This is a genomic window from Paenibacillus dauci, assembly GCF_000971985.1.
GTDB lineage: Bacteria > Bacillota > Bacilli > Paenibacillales > Paenibacillaceae > Saccharibacillus > Saccharibacillus dauci.
In genome coordinates this window covers 1,439,658-1,459,719 of sequence record NZ_LAQQ01000001.1, presented here as the reverse complement: position 1 = coordinate 1,459,719, position 20,062 = coordinate 1,439,658, and the positions used below count along the sequence as shown (strand labels likewise).

Genomic DNA, 20,062 nt, shown 5'->3' with positions numbered 1-20,062 from the left:
CCGGATAAACGAAACTTAAACCACTATCATAAAGGAGCGTGAAAGGTTATGAACATCAACTTAAGCGTATATCAAGCAACTCCCTACAATCATCAGCAATTCAGACCACAAGCGGCAACTATGACAGCGGACAACACCAGTGTAAATACTGGCGGACAAAGTTTCCAAGAACTGCTGAATGCTCAAATGGCAGCTACTACAAGTGTAACTACGTACAGAAGACGTTAATAGGATCACCATTTCATTAGCAACCGTCATCTTTATTTATAGGGTGGACGGAATATAAATAACAGACTTTCCAGGACCACACATAAGCAGCAAAGTCTTGAAGCATTCTATTTAACGTTAATGATTATGTACGGTTATGGAGAGAATCCATGAAGTACTAGGGTGAACTACATATCAGGGCATGTTCCGATCCGGAGCATGCCCATTATTATGTCTACAAGAGAAATCGCTTTCATTATTAAAAAGAGGTATGATAAAAGAGGCAACGACAGCAACTTCATTTCCGGGAGGTATTCGAGTATGGCTTTAATGCAATGCAATTTCTATTCAGAGGTACTGGGCTTATCGACTTCCATGAACGTTATTATTCCCCAGGAGACGCATACCCAGATCGGTATGGAAGGTCATGCTGCCAGTGGCAAGCATCCTGTACTATATCTGCTGCATGGGTTATCGGATGATCATACGATCTGGCTGCGCCGCACATCAATAGAACGTTATGCAGCAGCCTATGGGCTGGCGATTGTTATGCCCAATGTACATCGCAGCTTTTATACGGATATGCAGCAGGGTGGCAAATATTTTACATTCGTCAGTGAAGAACTTCCTCGGCTCGCAGAATCATTTTTCAACCTCTCTAATCGCCGTGAAGACCGTTTCGTAGCCGGCCTGTCTATGGGAGGCTATGGAGCGCTCAAGCTGGGTATGAGCCTGCCAGAGCGGTATGTAGCGGCAGCCAGTCTGTCTGGAGCAACCGATATTACATCTATGTATACTCGTAGTGATGAGGATTATGAAGCTGAAGTCCGGCGAATCTTTGGCTCGCCGGAAGAAGCCAGAGGTTCGAATAATGATTTGTTCCATCTTGCACAGAACCTGGCATCGACCAAAGAAACTGCAGCATTGCCGCAGTTGTACCAGTGCTGTGGCACCGAAGATTTTCTCTATGAAGATAATATCCGCTTCCGGGATCATATGAGAGAGCTGGATATCCCGCTGACTTACGAAGAAGAACCGGGAGAACATGAGTGGGGCTATTGGGATACCAAGATTCAGCGTGTGCTGGAGTGGCTGCCGCTGTCTCGCTAGGAGAGAGGGCTAATTCAATGATACAGAGAGTCGAACAGGCCCTTTGAACATCATCTATATGCAAGCTAGTAGTATTATCCACTCCAATCATGTACTGCTACACTCTTCAGACAAGAATCAAGCAAAATATAATATTAATATCCAGCAAAAAGCAGCCCTATTATGGATGACAGGGCTGCTTTTTGCTGGATATTAGTATAGTGAACCATACAACAGAATTACGCTTTGTCCGGTTCCTGAACGAGCACGCGATGTGTAGGATAGGCCAGCTTGGCTTCTTCTTCATGAAGAATCTGCATCACCAGCAGATTCAACTTTTGCCGATATTCCAGATTATCTCCCCATGCAGGAGATTTGGTAAAACATTGTACCATGATTCCCAGGCTGCTTTCGTAGAACTCATTGAATTTGACCATAACAGATCCTGGAGCAACAGCTTCGTCATTCTCCAGATGCTCGGTCAGCCGATCGACGATTCGTTCAATGCGGTCTCCCGGTGTCTGCAAGGACAGCTTGATATTGAAAAATATTTTGCGTTTGCCCATTTGGCTGCCGTTCGTAATCGCCGATGACGCCAGCTTGGAATTTGGAACGATAACCAGCGCATCGGTAAATGTACGTATTTTGGAACTGCGGAATGTAATATCTTCGACGATGCCTTCTATATCTGGTGTAGAGATCCAGTCTCCTTTGGAAAAAGGTTTCTCCAGAATAATCACAATCCCTGCGATAATATTGCTGAGTGATTCCTGGGCAGCCAGCGATATGGCGAGTGTACCCAGACCCATACCGGCGACTACACCATTAATGCTGAATCCCCATTCGGCACCAATACTGGTCACTGCCAGTACAACAACGATAAACCGGATCAATTTGGACAGGAAAGGAATGATCATGCTCGAAGAATCGAGACCGAACTTTTTGCCTACACTTTCCAATAGAATGGAGGAGGCGGCAGACACATTGTAGAACCCCCAACCCAGCAGGATCACGCTGATACTGCGGTAGATCCGATTGATATCGATCACAAAGCTCCACTGTTCATGCATAAAGTAACGCAGTGCTGCGTATGTACCGATCAGAATAAAGAAATACTGCAGCGGCTTCTCAAATGCCTCTGCCCAGCGAATTAGCGCCGGATGTTCTTTGAATCGTCCAATTACAAATGCAAACAAATACCGGGTAAACAGCTTACGGAACAGTAAAAATAGAATCAAAATGACGATGGATACGAACAGATCGATCCAGCGTACATTGTAATACCATTGTATCAAGCCATCAATAAAGTACATATTCACCATCCTTGTTATATAAATTGTATCTTTAATGATTACCCTTTTCGTAACGCTGCGATTGATAATTTGGAGGAGGAAATTCATACCAGTCTTTTCACACAGCAAAAAGCCCGCTCTGCAAAAGAGCGGGCTTTTCTACGGGGAACGTTAATGTTCCGTAATCATCTATCCGATTAGTTAGCTACGCGTACGACGCATAGAACGGAAGATCATGCTTGCGATGAATACCAGTACCACGGCACCGATAATCGATTGAATAACGAAGAATCCACCGATTTCCGGACCCCAGTTACCCAGCAGCATGTTACCCAACCAACCACCGATGAAACCTGCGATAATATTACCAATGATACCACCCGGAATATCGCGGCCTACGATCATACCTGCGATCCAACCAATAATACCACCTACGATTAATGACCAAATGAATCCCATAATGTTTTCCTCCTAATATAAATAAGTATCTTTATTAAGATATTCGAATAATTTTTCAAGATAACTTAGGATATCCGTGAAGCTAGTAAGTTAGTTTGGAAAATGTATTCGATTATCTCTTCACGTCTATTTATTAACCACTGATAACCAATTTAAACCGTATGCTAAAAATTTAATAAATAAATGGGTTGGCAAGCCACCTGGCAAAGCACAAAAAAGCCTGCACCAGCAAGGGCGCAGGCTTGATAAAACCTGATTTATTTAATATTTCCGTTCGCTTTGAGACGCTTGGCAATCTCGGCAAAATCTTCCTGGGAAATGCCCGGTGCGAACTCTTCTTCCACTTCCGGATACTCGGGTACAGGAACACCTTCAGGGAATCCATGGATGACTTCCAGTGGTAATCCATCTTCCGGATGGGTACCTTTCCAGATCTGATCAATGGCTTTGAAGTCTTCAGTACTGTGAGTATACAGCTTGGTGTGAACACCTTTGTCCTCGTATTTACGTGCTTCATTGAATGCTTTGTTGCTCAATGAAGGAACAGGTACAAGTTTGGTAACATCTACGCCGGTAGCCATTTGCAGAGCTTTGGCATACGCCACAACGTGCACACCACCACGAACCAGCAGGAAGCCTACGACTTCGCGTGCTGCCGGATGATCTGTCATTTCATAGACTTTCATCTTATGTGTTCTGGCACCACACTCCAGGAAGAAGTTGTGCAGCAGATCCTCTACCAGATTACCACTGTTGAACACATTGTCGCCTGTCCATGGTCTACCCATGGAATCACGCGGCATAGCTCCCTGGGCACCAGCGAGGTATGGATAGCTGAGTCTGGCATTTTTCACTGAATCCAGAGGAGTATCGTCTGGTTCCTTGTAGGACGTGGAGCCGGACTGAATCTTGTTAATTCCGTGCGCGACAAGCTCCACATGCCCCAGTTCTTCGGCAGTAATACTCGTTACCAGATCGTAGAACGGCTTGAGCTTGGTCTTGTTACGGAAATTAAAAGACTGGTACAGATAATTGTTCAGAGTCGACATCTCACCGAATTTGCCGCCCAGCAGTTCCTGTACAGCAGCTGCTGCATTAGGGTCGGGACGGTCCACATCCGGGATTTCAATCATAATCTGGTCAAGACGTGTGAACATAATCATACCTCCAATATTCAGTTGTTTTGACTTTTTCCTTCAATATCGTATTGCAAAAAACTATATTGATGAAAATAAAGCCTATACTACCAATACCCTAATTTATCCACTACAAACGTTAAAGGGACGAAATACCATAATCTTCATTTAACGTTCACAATATAAATGAAATGTGGAAAAATATATGTTAAAGAAAATGCTTCTCCACACCGTTCCATAATCAAGCTCAGAATAGCAAAACAGAGTAGGATACATGCATATTATCATCATGTGGATGTATATTATGTAGAGGGTGCAGCAAAGTAGTTTGAATCCACTTATCGTAATTATTTTGGGAAAAATGTATAATATGTAAACGGTATCTGTGCATGCAAGGGCACAGACAAGATCACGATAGAGATGTGGGATGAAACGATGGATCATGAGAAACAGCGGCTCAGCATCGAGACCGCCCGGTTATATTATTTGTCGGATTACAGTCAGCAGGAGATTGCCTCAAGACTGGGAGTATCCCGGCCGACGGTATCCCGCCTGCTGCAGTATGCCAAGGAAAAAGGTTACGTGCGGATCAATATCGTCGATCCGCTGGAAGATCTGGATGAGCTCGCCGAGCAGCTCAAACGCAAGTACAAGCTGGATACCGTGCATGTATGCTATTCTCCAGTCAATGAATACAAGGAGATCCAGAAGCATATCAGCAAGCGGGCTGCGGACTATCTGTATGAGATTGTGCAGGATTCGGATATTATCGGTGTAACCTGGGGAACGACCATGTATTCGGTAGCCCGGCAGCTGGAACAGAAGCAGGTACGCGGCGTAGAAGTCGTTCAGCTCAAAGGAGGTGTCAGTCACTCCCATGTGAATACGTACGCAGCCGAGACAGTCAATCTGTTCGCCGAAGCTTATCACACGAGTGCACGCTATCTTCCTTTGCCAGTAATTTTCGATAATATTGAAGTGAAGCGTATGGTTGAGGAAGATCGTCATATCCAGCGCATTATTGAACTGGGCCGGCAGGCGAATATTGCCATGTTTACCGTGGGGACAGTCAAGGAAGATGCCTTACTATTCCGGCTGGGCTATTTTAACAAAGAAGAACAGCAGCTGCTGCAACGAACCGGTGTAGGCGATATCTGTTCACGTTTCTTCGATAAGGACGGTAATATCTGCAGTCCCGCGATCAATGATCGGACGGTAGGGATCGATCTGCCTGATCTGCGCAAAAAGGAAAAATCGATTCTGGTTACCGGCGGCCAGCGTAAGATCGAAGCAATCGAAGCGGCTTTGGTAGGGAAATATGCGAATATTCTGGTTACCGACCAGTTTACTGCCCAGGCGTTGCTGACTGGTACATAAGGCGGTATGGAGATCAAGTGAGATCTAAGCGAGTCACGAGCTCAGACCCCTATCCCTGGAATAGGAAGATGCTAATGTGTTGATCCCATATATATTGTTTTTCGAATACAGCATGGAAACTGGAACTTACCAGTATCCATGCTTTTTTTGCTTGAATTTTACAATGTAAAATCTTAATCATTGTATTGACAATAGTTGCGGGCTAAACTAATATTAGTTCGAGTTCGAACTAACGTAATCGTTCATGCACATTCGAAACATTGCACCGGAAAGGAAGTAATTATTGCTCATGGATTCCCAATCGGTACCTTCCAGCGAGACGATGGATAGTCCTGCCCATATCGTCAAAGTGCTCTACATTATGATCCGGCGCGAGATTGAGGCGGTACTTCGTCCGCTCGGTTTGACGCCCCAACAGGGACAGGCGCTGCATGCTTTATCCCAATCACCGGGGCTGACCAATACAGAACTGGAGCATCAACTGATGATCGAGAAATCAAGCGTTACCAGCCTGATGAACGGCATGGAGAAAAAAGGCTGGATCACCCGCCGCAGTCATCCGGAAGATGCACGGATGCGTCAGAATGAATTAACCGAGGCTGGACAGCAGATGAATCAATCCGCTCATGCTGCAGTAGAAGAGGTCAAACTGCGCTCACGTAATGCGCTGACAGACGAGGAGCTTCGGCAGCTTACCGGATTGCTATCCAAGTTGCACCAGGTTTATCGGCAGTCTTGAGAGTGTTATAGCACTTTCTATGGTCTACCAAGCAAGCTTGTTTCATACATTTCATATTTTGAATTATAGAAAGGAATCTATCCCCTCATGAATCAGGAACAACAGGTTTACCCGAACGGCGATAAATTGATGCGGGTGCTTGCTTTTACACTGGTATTTTCCGTGATGAACGCCTCTATGTTCAATGTGGTTATGCCGATCATCAGCCAGGAATTCCATATCGGTGCATCCGAAGTCAGCTGGCTGCTGACCGCCTATATGATCGTCTATGCTGTCGGCTCCGTCACTTACGGCAAGCTGGCGGATAAATATCGTCTCAAGGATCTGCTTACATTTGGTCTGATCTTCTTCGCACTCGGTTCAATCGTCGGTCTGACGGCTACGCATTTCTGGATGATGATTCTGGGTCGCGTGCTTCAGGCAGCAGGAGCGGCTGTTATTCCTGCTACCGCGATGATTGTCCCGGTTCGTTACTTCCCGCAGGAAAAGCGCGGTGCAGCGCTCGGCATGACAGCGGTCGGTCTGGCACTCGGTACCGCGATTGCTCCGATTGTAGCGGGTCTCGTGACCAGCTTTGCCAGCTGGCGCTTTTTGTTCCTGCTGTCTATTCTGCCGCTGATTGCCCTGCCATTTTTCCGTAAATACCTGGACGACGCCAGAGGCACCGCACAGAAGATTGATTTTCTCGGCGGTGGACTGCTCGGGGGTACGGTAGCCTTACTGCTGCTCTCCATTTCGCAGAGCAACTGGATCAGTCTGGTAGTCGGCGTTATTTTGCTCGTGCTGTTCATTATTCGTATCCGCACAGCCAAAGAGCCATTTATCCAGCCTCAGCTGTTCCGCAATCGTCAGTATTCGTTCAGCCTGTTTATCGCGTTTCTGGCGACAGGTATGAGCTTTGGATTGCCGTTCCTGACACCACAGTTTCTGTCCAGTCTGAATGGATTGTCGCCTGCCATTATCGGTCTGATTATGTTCCCGGCAGCGATCTGCTCTGCGATTCTGGGACGTCAGGGTGGACGGCTCGCTGACCGCAAAGGCAACTCGTATCTGGTCTATATGGCTACGACGCTGATCTTTATCTGCTTTGTTACCTTGTCGATTATGGTGGGGATCTCGCCGTATGTGGTATTGTTCCTGCTGATCTTCGGTAATGTAGGTCAGACCTTTATGCAGATTGCCATGTCCAATACAATCTCCCGTACATTGACCAAGGATCAGGTAGGGGTAGGCATGGGTATGTTCTCCCTGCTGAACTTTATTGCAGGTGCGATGGCGACGAGTATTATTGGTAAAGTCATTGATAGCGATGCGCGCGGGTTCCATCTGAATCCTGCCGCACTGTTCAGCGAGGCCTACACATTCAGTAATATCTTCTCCGGATTGGCATTGCTGGTTGTACTCGTAATTGTGCTGTATACCGTGCAGTCAAGATGGACAGCGGGGCAAGCCAAGTAAACGGATATAAGGATATGTTTTTACAACAAAGAAAAGACAGCCCGGTAATGCGGCTGTCTTTTCTTTGTATTTCCCTGAGAGCGGCTTATTAATTGCTTGTGTATTTGACCCAGTCATATTCGGCGTATAACGGATTGGCCCCATTGTAGGAACCCAGCCACTCGTCCACACCTTTGCCATTCCACAGATTCATCATGATTTTGCCGGGATTGCTTGGAATATTGGTTGTGGCAGTGTGCTTCAGTACGCCATCTACATACCATTTGATCGAATTGGGCTGCCAGTCAAATGCATACGTATGGAAACCGGCGGAAGCATCAAATCCAAGATTGATCACTTTCTCGTGGTTGCCTACGCCATTGGTATAGTAGTTGAACTGTACCTTGGTGGTATCTTTACCCAGAAATTCGATATCGATCTCATCCCACGGTGCGCCATCGGAAGGTCCGGTGTAAGTGAAGAAGGAAGAGACAATACCTGTGTTTTTGGCAGGTTTCATGCTTACTTCATACAGACCATATCTGTATTTGTTGGTAGAACGGTATTCTGCGCAATCGAATTTGTTGGTCGCCGAGCTGGTCAGACCGAGCTTCAACTTGCCGTCACTGGTAAAGTTAGCATTTTTTGCACGCCAGGTGCAATTGAACATGTCTCCGTTGGAATAGCCGTCTGCTTTTTGCCAGGTACTGGCATTGAAATACGTCAATGGCTCCCAGAATACAGTTCCCGCAAATGCGCTTACCGATACAAACAACGACAATACTCCTGCAGTGACCAGAGTGAACCAGGATTTCTTTTTCATAAAACACCTCCATGGATGATAGGAACCCAAAATCATATTGCAAGTCATGGCTGGCTTGCAGATCAGGACATAAATTGCCAGTAATCCAGATTAAATAGATCGGCACTTCCGGACCCTGTAAATACCAGATAGACATTGTGCACACCGGTTACGTTATTGATCGTAGTCTGCATTTCTTTCCAGTTCTGCATCCCGCCGGTAGGAGATACTTTCAGAGTACCTACCAGAGGACCTGTCTCGCTGTCCAATCGTACTTCAATCGCTCCACCGATGTTTGCAGCGATACTTGCCTTGAAATTTTTCGCTCCGCCAGCGCCAAAGTCGGCTTTACTTACGGCAATCCAATCACCATTGTGGATATGGGTCACATCCAGATTGCCAATTGGGCCACCGCCTGCTTGGGTAGGCTCTGTATGGATACCTGCTTGCCAGGCGATTGTCTCGGCTTCGGTCCGAATATAGGGATTGATCGTTCCGACCTGAGGCACGCCCGTCATATTGGCTTGTACTTCGGCGATGCTGCCGTCAGGGTTATGCACCAGTTTGTTAATATGCGGAGAACAGTAACCTTTGCCGGTTCCGATCTGTGCTTTGCTGACTGTCTGGGCATGGTAGACTACATACCATTCATTTTTAAAATTGAATACCGCATGATGGTTATTGCCGCCTACACCAAAAAAGGTATATGGATTTTTGAGGAAATGACCTTTGTATGTAAAAGGCCCCATGGGATTGTCGCTGACCATATAGCCGATCTCGCCTGCCGGGAACTGTGCAGGATGGCTGCCCGCAAAATTGATGCAGTAGGAATAATAATATTTGCCATTGTATTTGTGAATGCCGGAATCCTCGAACATATACGGAGCATCTATGGTGGAAGCACTACCGGTGACGCTGATCATGTCGGCGCCCAAACGGATCACTCTGGCTGTTTTCGGATTGGCGATAGAAGCAGGATCTGATTCGTTCGGGATACCGCCGCCGCTGTACAGGTAGCCGTTACCATCATCGTTCAGTAATACCGCCGGATCAAATAGCCAGGTGACACCAGCCATACCAGGTGTATTCTGGGTCAGCAGCGCTTTGCCGAGTGGATCGGTCCAAGGTCCGACAGGAGTATCTGCAGTCAATACGCCGATCCCGGATCCGCCATTCGCGAAGTATAAAAAGAACTTGTCTTTGCCATTGATTCTCTTGGTAGCGACTGCCGGAGCCCAGGAGTTGGCAGCCCACTTGGCAATGCCTCTGCCACCATTCTTGTTATTGGCTCCTGCTACCGGGATCGTACCATGATCGTTCCAATTGACCATGTCCGCTGAGGACATCACCTGGATGCGATCCAATGAGCTAAAGTCGTTTTCTTTGATCGAACCATCGCTATTATATACATACGTATCGCTGGACATGTAGACATATACTCTGCCGTTATATACCAGTGAGTAAGGGTCCGCCCCCAATTTGTGATCCATTAGAGGATTGGCATTGCCCGGAAGCTTGGCCAAAGGCCGATTGGCAGCATCTGCATTCAGCGGGGCCAATACACTGAATAATAAAGCGAAAGTAAGCAACAAACCGAAACACTTTCTGATCATCTGTATACCTCCATTTAATTTGTAGGGTGTGACTGGATGGGTATGGTATGAAGCTGAGGTATATTTGCTTTTGAACGGGCAAAGATAGTCTCAGACATGTACCTGAAAGGAAGAAAAAGAGAAAATTTCGATAAATGATAACGCTTACAATTACAAAAGAGTCAGTAGTTTTGAACAACGAACATACCAGACCGTTTCCAGTTGAGAAACATAAATATGTATTAAATTGTAAATAATGTGTATTCGGCATTATGATAACATGGCAATTTTGATATAACAACCTGTTTACTGTATAAAAATAACGCTATGCAGCATAGTGGTATTGCGGTGATTTTATGAATTTATTTGCATCTATTAATTGATGAAGAAGAGCTTTTATTCACTATTCGATTGGTTAGCTTTATATGTCATATATGATGTTAAATGGATACAAATATTTAAATAAAAATTATAAAAGTTTATAAATATATATTATTCCTATTTTTGTAAACAGGCAGTATAATCTATTTACTCTTATCAAAAGAAGTCTATCCTGTATAGCGATGTGTCTATTGAAGAAATTAAATAATATGTCAAACTAATATAAGGAGAATACAATGGTTTCAGGAATAGTAAGAAAGAAAATGATTACTGCTATAGTAGGCCTGCTCCTATTTTCCAGTATGTGTATTTATATAAAAATACATATGGGAGAATCAAGTAAAACAGTATTTGAACATCAAGTGAACAATTACATACATGAAAAATATTCTGATTTGATAATCATCAAACAAGACACTCGATATAGCTTAATTGATATGAAGTACCATTCAACAGTTCACACACAAAAAGGTAATAAAATAGAAGTGAATGTTGGATACGGTAATAAATTGGAGGATAATTACAATAAATAATATTACGAAGTTGCTATTACCTGTTCTAAAGTATGATTATTGGATCACATAATAAAATCTTTTAATAATGATTAGGCTTATTAAGAATTAACGCAAAAAAAATTATCTAAATGAATGCCTTTATCAACAGGCAATAATTTTATAATGGTTCTTCTGCTCCTGATATTTTTATCTATACATTAATATGGAGGATAAGATGAATATTTCTAAGTGCATAAAAATGAAATTGGTAAGTTCTTTAGCAAAATTGGAGTTTAAGTATGAGAAAGACGGTCCTCTTTGGCTATTTACTAGAGAAGTAGATGGATTCATAGAAACTATTCAGCTGGACAAAGGTAAATGGGAACAAAAAGGCATACGATTAGAATATATAAAAGAAGGACAAACAATTAATAGCCATATGTTTATAGATCCATCTTCTGTTGAACAATACTATTACTACAAAGATGCAGAATCATTAGAAAAATTAATGGATACATTTATAGAAATCACAAAGGAATACGGGCTGAGTTGGTTTGAGCAGGTAACACCTAAGAATACATTTCCAGAAGAAAACTATCTGGAAGAGAATTGGAAGCACAAAACACAAATATTCATGATACAGAATAACTTGGACTACTCTGAGGAAAGCATTCAAAAATTAGAAGAGTTATTAGAGGAGAATCATAGCACAGATCATTTTTTCTGTGCGAGCCGTTACGTCGGTGAATATCTGGTAAATCAGTTTGCAGCAAAATGGGGAATGGATCGGAATTACGGACCTTATGTTGATCATATAGGAGGTTCAAAAACGTTTAAAAGATATCCACATCAGATGATAGAATATTCACTAGAGTCTCATCATGCTACTTCTGTATTGGAACATATCCAAATTATTAAAAATCTGGTGTGAAACTAGTTAATTTAAATACTTTATACGTAAATAACCATTCAGATCTTAGTATTTGAATGGTTATTTAAAATGAAGTGAGAGGTCAAATACATATTAGAACACAAAAAGGTAGGAATATAGAAGTGCATATTAGATACAATAATAAATTAGAGAATAATTTTAACACATAATTTTTTGGATTCACTATTAACTGTTCGAAATCATAAATATGTTGGATAAAAAAGTAAAATATTTTAAAGATTTATACTTACTTTGTAAGTAGTGTGAAAATAAGTATGCATAGATTAATTATAGTTTCACATTCATTAGTAGTAATAGCCAATACATTGGGAAACATATTGTGAGTTTGATACAGCATTTGGTTAACATAAGCTAACATCAGCTGATTTCAGGAGGTAATCAAACTTGGTTGAGATAAAATACCGAATTATTATTGATGAGAGTTACTGGAGAAAAATGAATTTAGATACAATTGAAAAGGAAGGCGGAATTGAAGGATTCTTTCAGTTAAATCTGCATTCAGTTAATTATGGTTATTACCATGATAGAGAATTGGCAGAGGGTGAACAGGGTTTTGACATTATTTCAACTTGGTTATCAAATTTATTAGAAGTATGTATTTTAATAGATGATACGAAGTATGTAGCGATAAAGGATACAGAATCTTACAATACATGGCTTGAATTTATTTCTGCTGATAATGACTTGCTTGTAAGTGTGATTCAGTCGGACAGTTTCATTAGTAAGTATGTCATTACCAAGCCTTTAGAGAATCGAGTTTATCCTGAATGGAAAGACATTATAGTCAAAAAGGAGGAGTTTATCGAAGAGGTAATTAATAGTGTAAAGAAATTTATTTCAGAATTAGCTCAAATAAACTCTCTCATAAGTATGAGCCAAAGAATAGCTCAATTGCAGTCAATGCTCGATAAAGTCAGTCAGTAGATATTTATAGACCTTGAGGGTAACACTTTCAAGGTCTTTCTTTTACCCCCCACCCAGTGCCGAATGAATCGAGTGGCAAAGTCCCCAAGAACTTAATCCTCATTGCCCCCGTATAATATTCCTCTAATATGCCTGTACGCACAGATATGCTTGAATTTTATAACCTAATTAACGCTTAGGCGATACGTCAAACAGGTTCATTATGGTCAGATACCACCATGATTGACCTTTTTTTGTTATCTTCGTTTTCTCACGGTTTTTTCAAAAATGAATCTCAACTGTAAAATACCTTGTTCCGATAGAGAGGGGGAAAAGGAATGCGCATCATCTAGCAAGGATAGCACGACTATTCATAGTAAGGACGGCAACCTTATAGGTTTTTTGATTCTGTCCGCAACTGAACTGACCTTTACAGCGATTGTTACAGCGAAAGAAAGACCTCTGCTGACGAGCAGTTGACATAGAATGGGGTGCGATTCGGCTAGCCGCCCACTCGTTTATAAAAACCAAAATTGGAAGGGAGAATTCGCATGGCGCAAAATATTCAAGAAAGATTGATAAAGCTATCATTGGACGAGAATTGGCACTGTTTTCATAGCACATTCCAACAAAAGATGAGACTGGAGAAGTGGCATATAAAGAGGCCGTGGGGCTGTTCCAAGCAGGCTGACGAAATTTACTATGTCCATATCGGTGAGGAAATCATCGAAGTAACAGGTGAGCATCCGTTTTAGTTGGATGGCAAGGGATGGACGCTTGTTAAAGACCTGGAAGTTGGCGACTGGCTTGTTTCGAGTGACGGTACTAAACTGGCGATAGATAAAATTGAGAAAGAGCCACGTGAGACAACGGTTTATAACTTTGAGGTAAAGGATTTTAATTCTTACTTCGTTTTGAATCTTGGTGTTTGGGTGCATAATTGCAGTACTTTGAGATATGCCCTAAAATCACAAGATTTAGATTGGCGAGGTGCGGGAAAGTTCTAAAGAGATGCGGTTGACTTGGCGTTTAGTAAAACAGGTGTTGATAAAAGTGAATTTACAGTAACAAAATGGGCAAAAGATGCGAATGGAAAATCATTCCCGGTAGAATGGCGTTCAAAAAACGCGGCAGAAGTTAGTATTGATTATTTGCATTATGGAGTGGACAGAAACGGAAACTGGGCTTCCGGCCCTGACGCCCCACATGTTGGTTGGCAAACCCCAGGTAAAAGGAACACAGTAGGACAGACATATAATACTTGATTCTGTACCATTTGGAAGACCGGCAAATAAATAATCTAATGGGAGGACATATGTGGGATATTAAAAAACAAATAATGACCGCATCAAACAAAAAGGGCATTGCATTGAATATCTTACCTAAAGAAGAAGCAGAAAACATCAAGCAGAGCATTTTGAATAAATACTTGGAAGAAGGTTCGTCACGTAATTTTCCGCTTTTTGAAAGATTACATGATTGTGTGGGGATTGACGTTCCAGATTCTTGGATGTGGATAGCCAATTTCGTGAAAAAAACTCCAATCATATTATTTTTTAATCCAGAAGATGAAAAAGAATATTACAGATTAAATAGTGGGGAAGATGTAGTTTCAATTATAGACGAGATATTCAATGTCGAGTTTTATGTAACTAACATTGATACTGAATATTTATTAGGGTATAACCACTCACAATGTTTGGTCGCTTCTGGAACAGCATCGTCCTGGCTAGAGAACCATGAGGGATATAAAGCAAGATATAATAAGTAAATCACAAAGAAGACCTTGGTGGGGAAGAACACCTCAAGGTGCCACCCAGTGCTGCATGAACCGGATGATCTTAATGGGATTTTACTCTCACGAATCTTGCTATAGTTCACTGGTATTTTGTTTTAGAAAATTAATAAGATCAAAAAGCTATAAGTTTGATAAAACAGGAGAATCAAGAAGGATGATTAAAGGTGAGTGCTATTTCAATATTACTACATTCACGAACAGTCTTATTGATTTGAATTGGCTAATAAGAGTTGCAAAAGAAAAAGGAATGAATGATAATATCATCAAAGTAGAGTCTGTAAAAAATTGGGGTTTTGAGGAATTAGCAACCCATGATGTTAAAATTAGCTCCAATGAGATGATCAGGCTTCTTGATAATAAAAGAATAATCTTGGGAGGTAAGTGTGGTATATATTTGAACATCAAGTGAACAATTACATACATGAAAAATATTCTGATTTGATAATCACCAAACAAGACACTCGATATAGCTTAATTGATATGAAGTACCATTCAACAGTTCACACACAAAAAGGTAATAAAATAAAATTGAATGTTGGATACGATAATAAATTGGAGGATAATTACAATAAATAGTAAGCCAAAGTTGCCATTTACTTTAGAAAATTATCTGAAAGAAAAGTAGAATTACAAGACGCAAATATTTATGATATAGAATAACCTGGACTCCTCTAAGGAGGGCATTCAAAAATTAGAGTGGGGCTTTTAGAGGAGTATCATAGCTCCAATCATTTTTTCTATGCTAGCTGTCATATCGGTGAATATCGCTTAAATCAGTAGGTAGCATAATGAGAAATACATCTTATATATAGTATTCCAATAATGTTCAGAAAGGAGCTCTGAATGTTAAAAGAAATCACAGAGATAATAAGCAAGTTTAGATTGGATGAAATATATTTAACAGGTTTTGTAAATATTGAAGAAAATGGGTTGTCAGAATTTGTTGCTAACACGGACTATCTTATTTTTGAGTTCGGAGACCAATTGATTAAAATTCAATCGATTGAGCAATATTCAAAAATATCCATTGCTAAAGTTGATACTATTGAAATAGACATCGATTTTGAAGATGTGATACCTGCAAAATCAAGAATCAGTGGAGTTATTTTTGATAATCCTATGATAGACCATAAGATTGTTATAATCGAGTTGTTTAACTTAGAGGTAAATAATTCTGAGTTGATATGTAGTGCATTAAAATTGATTTTATCCGACAATCAAGAATTATTTATAGATCCTTCATTTTTAGGTATAAACATTGGTGCATCTAAAGTAGAAAACCAATGGAGACGCAATCTGCCGGAAGGATACAAAGAAATTTCAACTGTGATTGAATTATAAATAATCTTAAGTTATTTCATAGACCTTGAGGGAGTATACCTTAAGGTTTTTCTTTTACTCCAACCCAGTGGTCACATGAATCGGATTGATTTTGACTGCAAAGCTCGTAATCAATGTTAGGGTAATCGGATATTAAACAAGATCCTGTAGAGGCTGGCTAGAGGCAGGTACATACTACTTCTATAGATTATGGTCAGTAGATGAGACACGTTTTATAAGGTTTACAAAACATGAAATGGATTCTATCGGGATAAATAAAGGTCATTATCATGAAGAAACTTGGACATATGACCTACATACGAATACGATGGATGTTACTAACATATTTGTTAGAATACAAATAAAAAGGAATCAAATAATGAAGGTTTTGATAATTGATTTTCAGTATATAGATGAAAAGTGTTTCGTATTATTTCAATCGAAATTAGGAAGTGGGAAAGCTTTATGGTATGGAGATTCACCAGTAGTAAATAATGAATATCATGTAGAGATTGAAATTCATGATAATTTGTTGTGGGGTAATAACATTCTTAGCTCGCTTAGTAGGAAATATAATATAGAGTCAGTTAATGATGATCTTATCTTAACTGGAAAAATCGAGTCTATAGATAATGATGGTTACACAGTCATAAGACTAGACGAAAGCATTGTTTGTATTGAAGCAATAGGTAAGCCATTCCCCTTGGGCGCATTTGTTGATGTCTATACTAAGGATGTAGAGTTATTTAACCTGAACTATCTTTAAAATATTTGAAGGCTTCACGGATATTAAATCTTAAGGCTTTTGGCCCTACTTAGTGCTGAATGTATCGGGTAGCTGCTTTGAAGAGAACGTCAGGGTCGAAGAAAACTATTGAAGCAGGCGGAAAAAAGAGTGGGGATGCGACCATTTTTGTTGATCCAAAAACTGGTACTAAGGTTCGGATTCATGCAAATCCTGGTCAAAACCGTGGCTGTCTACACTTTGTAACGATGTGTCACTTGAAGAAGCTAAATAATATTGCGGAGACCTAGTTTGATAAAACAGGAGAAAGATATATGTTTTCCAAAAAAGAAATCGAGAAAATTGATGCAATGAAGGAATTAGGCGGCGATATGCAAATAGATGGGTTTCGTTAATATGCTTTAGTCTTTTATCTGATAAAATATGAGTGGCTGAAATTTGAGAGTAACTGTAATAAACATACACCAAAATTATAAAAATGATGGAGGGTACTAAATGGATAAAGATACATTGCTTATGATCTCAAATTCACTTAATTGTGAATATGAAATTGGCATTTGGTCAGAGGCTAACGATTTCTTAGAAAGACAGAAGAATATTGTGGATTTTACTATTACATACGATGAAGGACAGTATAATGTTTTGATAACGCTATTAGAGTATAACTTGAATACAGTAAAAGAATTATTTGCATCTCTAGTACGATTCCTTGAATATAACTCTACTTTTTATTTAAGAGAAGATACCGAGAACAATATACAGTATTATCTCTTGTCAGCAACCCAATATAAAAAAGCATTCTTGTTCTATATAATATTCCAATAAGATTGAGATCTTATTAGAGCTTTATAGTTCTTCGAGATCTTTTTTACTAATGAATCGGGTGGCTACGATAAAATGAATTTAACGTCTATTATCTCGGTATAAGATACTCTCAAAATCTTGGTATACACAATTTCTTTCAATTAGCTTGAATTTTATACTCCCCTTTAGTTGATTTCTGACAACATTTGTATCTCAAAATCATCCGTTGTCATCCTATATAGTTCGTATTTCCTTCTCCTTGTTTTCTCCTGTTTTCTAAAATAAAGTGTGAATGCAAATCAGTCTGTAATTAACTGTCAATATAAAGCGATGACTATTGTGAGAGAAACAATCGGGTAATGTATCAGTTGAAATTCATCGGTGAGATGACAAGAATAAAGGAAAGCATGTAATAATTGCTTCTACACCATTTGAAAAACTACCAAATAATCCAATAGGGGGACATAGGAGGGATATTCAAGAAAAATATTAACAGCATCAAGATAATTTGGGGAAATCAAGGAAGGGGATTAAAGATGGGTGCTAATTTCAATGTTATTACATTCACGAACAGTCTTATTGATTTGAATAGGCTAATACGAGTTGCAAAAGAAAAAGGAATGAACGCTAGCATCATCAAAGTAGAGTCTGTGAAAAATTGGGGTTTTGAGGAATTAGCAACCCATGATGTTAAAATTAGCTCCAATGAGATGATTAGGCTTCTTGATAATGAAAGAATAATAATAGTAGAAGGTAAGTGCGGCACATATAAATGTGGAATGATAATTTGTAAAGTTAATAATGTGTATGAAACAAGTTTCTCAATAGATACGGCGTATAAACAGATCTTGGACAGCGATACAATAAACGAGGAAATAAAACCCCTCTATGATGAAATCTCTAATATAATACAGTCGCCAGGTAATGTATTTGAAGGCTTGCTTTATGCAGCGATGGGTGTAGAAGTTGTATTGAATTATTCTGCGAATTCCGAGGATTTTTTTCATAATAATCATAATGTGCTTAGATGGTTATTTGGAAAGCAAAAACTAGCAGAAAGTAGTTACCTTAAGGATTATCAACAAGTGTCATCCGGTATTTGGGACAAAACGTAATAATGTATTTTATAGATCATGAATACAAAGTGGGTTTAATGATTATTTAAATATATATGGAGAAGGAGTTTATGTAGCGATGAATTTGAATGTTCATAAGAATAAAATAATTATTACAGCTCTAATCGTAATTATTGCATTATGCACTTTTTATGCACTGGATTCTCAACAAAATATAGAAAAAAATTACTTTAGTAAAATAGGTATAGAAGGATTTGAATATAAACATGTAATCCAAAGTATGGGCAGTCCATTATCTGAAAAGAAAGAAATTAATTTGAAAACAGGAGCAGAATCGGGGAAGTTTTCTTATTATAAAGGGTATACTCTTTACTTTGGATTACGATCTAATGCTAATTCCAATCCTTATTATTTTTTGGATAATATTTCAATAACAGATCCTGACTACAAAATTGGAAAGCAAGAAATTGGGATAGGATCAACCCAACAAGAAGTTGAAAAAGTATACGAGAATGTAAAAAGAGTAAAAGACAAAGAGGATGCTTTCATTGATAGAGATACCTGGATAGAATTTGACTATAACGATAATCAGAAGGTTAAAGCAATGCAGATTTATTATGGGCCTTAAATGCAGATTACATATCAAACTAATTTTGATAATCAGGCAAATAATCCATGATGCAAAAGGCATGTTCTGAACCTGTTGGAGGACTTTTGTTAGTATCAATAAGTCACGTTTGAGAAGAAAGGAATGAGAATGGATGAAAAAAGTATGGCAAACGATATTCACATTATTATTTGTTATAGTGAGTTGCATCGTTGTGATCTCAGTAACTGGAAGCCCTGTTGAAAGGTACGAATTTGAGCAAGGTTCTATTTTTGCAAATCGAGAGACAGAGACAGGCACTACGTTTGTAATAGTAGACAAAGAAAATACATATAAATCCACTTCACTTATTAATAAATCCACTTCACTTATTAATAAATCAACACCTGAAGTAGTAGAGGATTTGATAGGTAAATGGAAGGTAGACCGTCTTTATTCCTATGGAGTTGGTAGCTCAAAAAATGATGAACAGACAATTAAAAAATTAATTGGAACAGAAATTATATTCAGTTCAAATTCTATCAAGTTTGGTAAAGAAAAGACTAAAAAACCTATATTTTATAAAGTTAGTAAAAGTTCCGATGAAAGTTTCTTCTCTGATATGAATTGGCTAAAAGAAAGTACTGTAGCAACAGATTTAAATCTTCAAAGTTTAAAAGAGATAAGTGTATATGAGGACGCTAAGTATGAAAAAATATATTATGGTGATGCAAATATTATGTATTACACCATTAATAAAGAACTCATCCTCAATAAAGATGGTGATTTGTTTTTATTAGTTAAAAGTGACTTTGCGAAATGACGAGGATCTTCCAGTGGCTATATTCCCATTTCCCAACCAAGGCTCTGGCT

At 39.8% G+C, this 20,062-nt stretch carries 24 protein-coding genes; 19 read left to right on the top strand and 5 right to left on the bottom strand.

Features of this window, described 5'->3' with window-relative positions:
- The first annotated feature begins 48 nt into the window (after positions 1 to 48).
- Entirely contained in the window at positions 49 to 228 is a 180-nt protein-coding gene (locus WH46_RS13825; RefSeq protein WP_017813526.1) for a hypothetical protein, read from the top strand.
- 300 nt (positions 229 to 528) lie between these two features.
- Complete coding sequence (locus WH46_RS13820; protein ID WP_046227075.1) at positions 529 to 1,317, top strand: alpha/beta hydrolase; 789 nt, start codon at positions 529 to 531, stop codon at positions 1,315 to 1,317.
- Positions 1,318 to 1,535: 218 nt separating this feature from the next.
- Here the strand turns inward: WH46_RS13820 and WH46_RS13815 are convergent, their stop codons facing one another.
- The 3 genes from WH46_RS13815 to WH46_RS13805 all read right to left on the bottom strand — a co-directional run bounded on the left by WH46_RS13815 (position 1,536) and on the right by WH46_RS13805 (position 4,204).
- The gene (locus tag WH46_RS13815) at positions 1,536 to 2,609 is read right to left on the bottom strand and encodes a mechanosensitive ion channel family protein (RefSeq protein WP_046227074.1); all 1,074 of its coding nucleotides are present in this window, start codon (positions 2,607 to 2,609) and stop codon (positions 1,536 to 1,538) included.
- A gap of 180 nt (positions 2,610 to 2,789) precedes the next feature.
- Positions 2,790 to 3,047: a GlsB/YeaQ/YmgE family stress response membrane protein gene (locus WH46_RS13810; RefSeq protein WP_046227073.1), complete on the bottom strand. Its 258-nt coding sequence runs from the start codon at positions 3,045 to 3,047 to the stop codon at positions 2,790 to 2,792.
- Between the two features lie 257 nt (positions 3,048 to 3,304).
- Positions 3,305 to 4,204, bottom strand: coding sequence for a manganese catalase family protein (locus tag WH46_RS13805; RefSeq protein ID WP_017813530.1), 900 nt, complete (start codon positions 4,202 to 4,204; stop codon positions 3,305 to 3,307).
- 414 nt (positions 4,205 to 4,618) lie between these two features.
- Here WH46_RS13805 and WH46_RS13800 point away from each other — a divergent pair, with 414 nt between their 5' ends.
- From WH46_RS13800 to WH46_RS13790, 3 genes are all read left to right on the top strand, one after another.
- A complete protein-coding gene (locus WH46_RS13800) occupies positions 4,619 to 5,560 on the top strand; it encodes a sugar-binding transcriptional regulator (RefSeq protein WP_017813531.1) in 942 nt (313 codons plus the stop codon).
- A 289-nt stretch (positions 5,561 to 5,849) separates the two neighbouring features.
- Entirely contained in the window at positions 5,850 to 6,299 is a 450-nt protein-coding gene (locus WH46_RS13795) for a MarR family winged helix-turn-helix transcriptional regulator (RefSeq protein WP_046227072.1), read from the top strand.
- A gap of 87 nt (positions 6,300 to 6,386) precedes the next feature.
- On the top strand, positions 6,387 to 7,757 hold the full coding sequence (locus tag WH46_RS13790) for an MFS transporter (protein WP_046227071.1): 1,371 nt from the start codon (positions 6,387 to 6,389) through the stop codon (positions 7,755 to 7,757).
- An 88-nt stretch (positions 7,758 to 7,845) separates the two neighbouring features.
- Here WH46_RS13790 and bglS read toward each other — a convergent pair whose 3' ends face one another.
- Both bglS and WH46_RS13780 read right to left on the bottom strand, forming a co-directional pair.
- The gene (bglS, locus tag WH46_RS13785; protein ID WP_046227070.1) at positions 7,846 to 8,559 is read right to left on the bottom strand and encodes a beta-glucanase; all 714 of its coding nucleotides are present in this window, start codon (positions 8,557 to 8,559) and stop codon (positions 7,846 to 7,848) included.
- 62 nt (positions 8,560 to 8,621) lie between these two features.
- Complete coding sequence (locus tag WH46_RS13780) at positions 8,622 to 10,151, bottom strand: glycoside hydrolase family 43 protein (RefSeq protein WP_046227069.1); 1,530 nt, start codon at positions 10,149 to 10,151, stop codon at positions 8,622 to 8,624.
- A 596-nt stretch (positions 10,152 to 10,747) separates the two neighbouring features.
- Between WH46_RS13780 and WH46_RS13775 the strand changes: the two genes are divergently transcribed.
- From WH46_RS13775 to WH46_RS13710, 14 genes are all read left to right on the top strand, one after another.
- A complete protein-coding gene (locus tag WH46_RS13775; RefSeq protein ID WP_046227068.1) occupies positions 10,748 to 11,044 on the top strand; it encodes a hypothetical protein in 297 nt (98 codons plus the stop codon).
- A 196-nt stretch (positions 11,045 to 11,240) separates the two neighbouring features.
- Positions 11,241 to 11,936 carry a hypothetical protein gene (locus WH46_RS13770; RefSeq protein WP_046227067.1) on the top strand — a complete coding sequence of 232 codons (696 nt, stop codon included), beginning with the start codon at positions 11,241 to 11,243 and terminating at the stop codon, positions 11,934 to 11,936.
- Positions 11,937 to 12,341: 405 nt separating this feature from the next.
- Positions 12,342 to 12,881: a hypothetical protein gene (locus WH46_RS13765; RefSeq protein ID WP_046227066.1), complete on the top strand. Its 540-nt coding sequence runs from the start codon at positions 12,342 to 12,344 to the stop codon at positions 12,879 to 12,881.
- A gap of 530 nt (positions 12,882 to 13,411) precedes the next feature.
- Positions 13,412 to 13,615, top strand: coding sequence for a hypothetical protein (locus tag WH46_RS24430; RefSeq protein WP_046227065.1), 204 nt, complete (start codon positions 13,412 to 13,414; stop codon positions 13,613 to 13,615).
- Positions 13,616 to 13,867 carry a polymorphic toxin-type HINT domain-containing protein gene (locus tag WH46_RS13755; protein ID WP_046227064.1) on the top strand — a complete coding sequence of 84 codons (252 nt, stop codon included), beginning with the start codon at positions 13,616 to 13,618 and terminating at the stop codon, positions 13,865 to 13,867.
- Between the two features lie 15 nt (positions 13,868 to 13,882).
- On the top strand, positions 13,883 to 14,125 hold the full coding sequence (locus WH46_RS13750) for a polymorphic toxin type 47 domain-containing protein (protein ID WP_046227063.1): 243 nt from the start codon (positions 13,883 to 13,885) through the stop codon (positions 14,123 to 14,125).
- Between the two features lie 50 nt (positions 14,126 to 14,175).
- The gene (locus WH46_RS13745) at positions 14,176 to 14,631 is read left to right on the top strand and encodes a hypothetical protein (protein ID WP_046227062.1); all 456 of its coding nucleotides are present in this window, start codon (positions 14,176 to 14,178) and stop codon (positions 14,629 to 14,631) included.
- A gap of 181 nt (positions 14,632 to 14,812) precedes the next feature.
- Complete coding sequence (locus WH46_RS13740) at positions 14,813 to 15,067, top strand: hypothetical protein (protein ID WP_046227061.1); 255 nt, start codon at positions 14,813 to 14,815, stop codon at positions 15,065 to 15,067.
- A 434-nt stretch (positions 15,068 to 15,501) separates the two neighbouring features.
- Positions 15,502 to 15,999 (top strand): hypothetical protein, encoded by a 498-nt coding sequence (locus WH46_RS13735; protein ID WP_046227060.1) that lies wholly within the window; start codon positions 15,502 to 15,504, stop codon positions 15,997 to 15,999.
- Positions 16,000 to 16,234: 235 nt separating this feature from the next.
- Positions 16,235 to 16,744 (top strand): hypothetical protein, encoded by a 510-nt coding sequence (locus tag WH46_RS23435; RefSeq protein ID WP_052714233.1) that lies wholly within the window; start codon positions 16,235 to 16,237, stop codon positions 16,742 to 16,744.
- A gap of 474 nt (positions 16,745 to 17,218) precedes the next feature.
- Positions 17,219 to 17,548, top strand: coding sequence for a hypothetical protein (locus WH46_RS13725; RefSeq protein ID WP_046227059.1), 330 nt, complete (start codon positions 17,219 to 17,221; stop codon positions 17,546 to 17,548).
- Positions 17,549 to 18,063: 515 nt separating this feature from the next.
- Complete coding sequence (locus tag WH46_RS13720; protein WP_046227058.1) at positions 18,064 to 18,642, top strand: hypothetical protein; 579 nt, start codon at positions 18,064 to 18,066, stop codon at positions 18,640 to 18,642.
- Between the two features lie 79 nt (positions 18,643 to 18,721).
- Positions 18,722 to 19,231, top strand: coding sequence for a hypothetical protein (locus WH46_RS13715; protein ID WP_046227057.1), 510 nt, complete (start codon positions 18,722 to 18,724; stop codon positions 19,229 to 19,231).
- 133 nt (positions 19,232 to 19,364) lie between these two features.
- On the top strand, positions 19,365 to 20,012 hold the full coding sequence (locus WH46_RS13710; protein ID WP_046227056.1) for a hypothetical protein: 648 nt from the start codon (positions 19,365 to 19,367) through the stop codon (positions 20,010 to 20,012).
- The last annotated feature ends 50 nt before the right edge of the window (positions 20,013 to 20,062 follow it).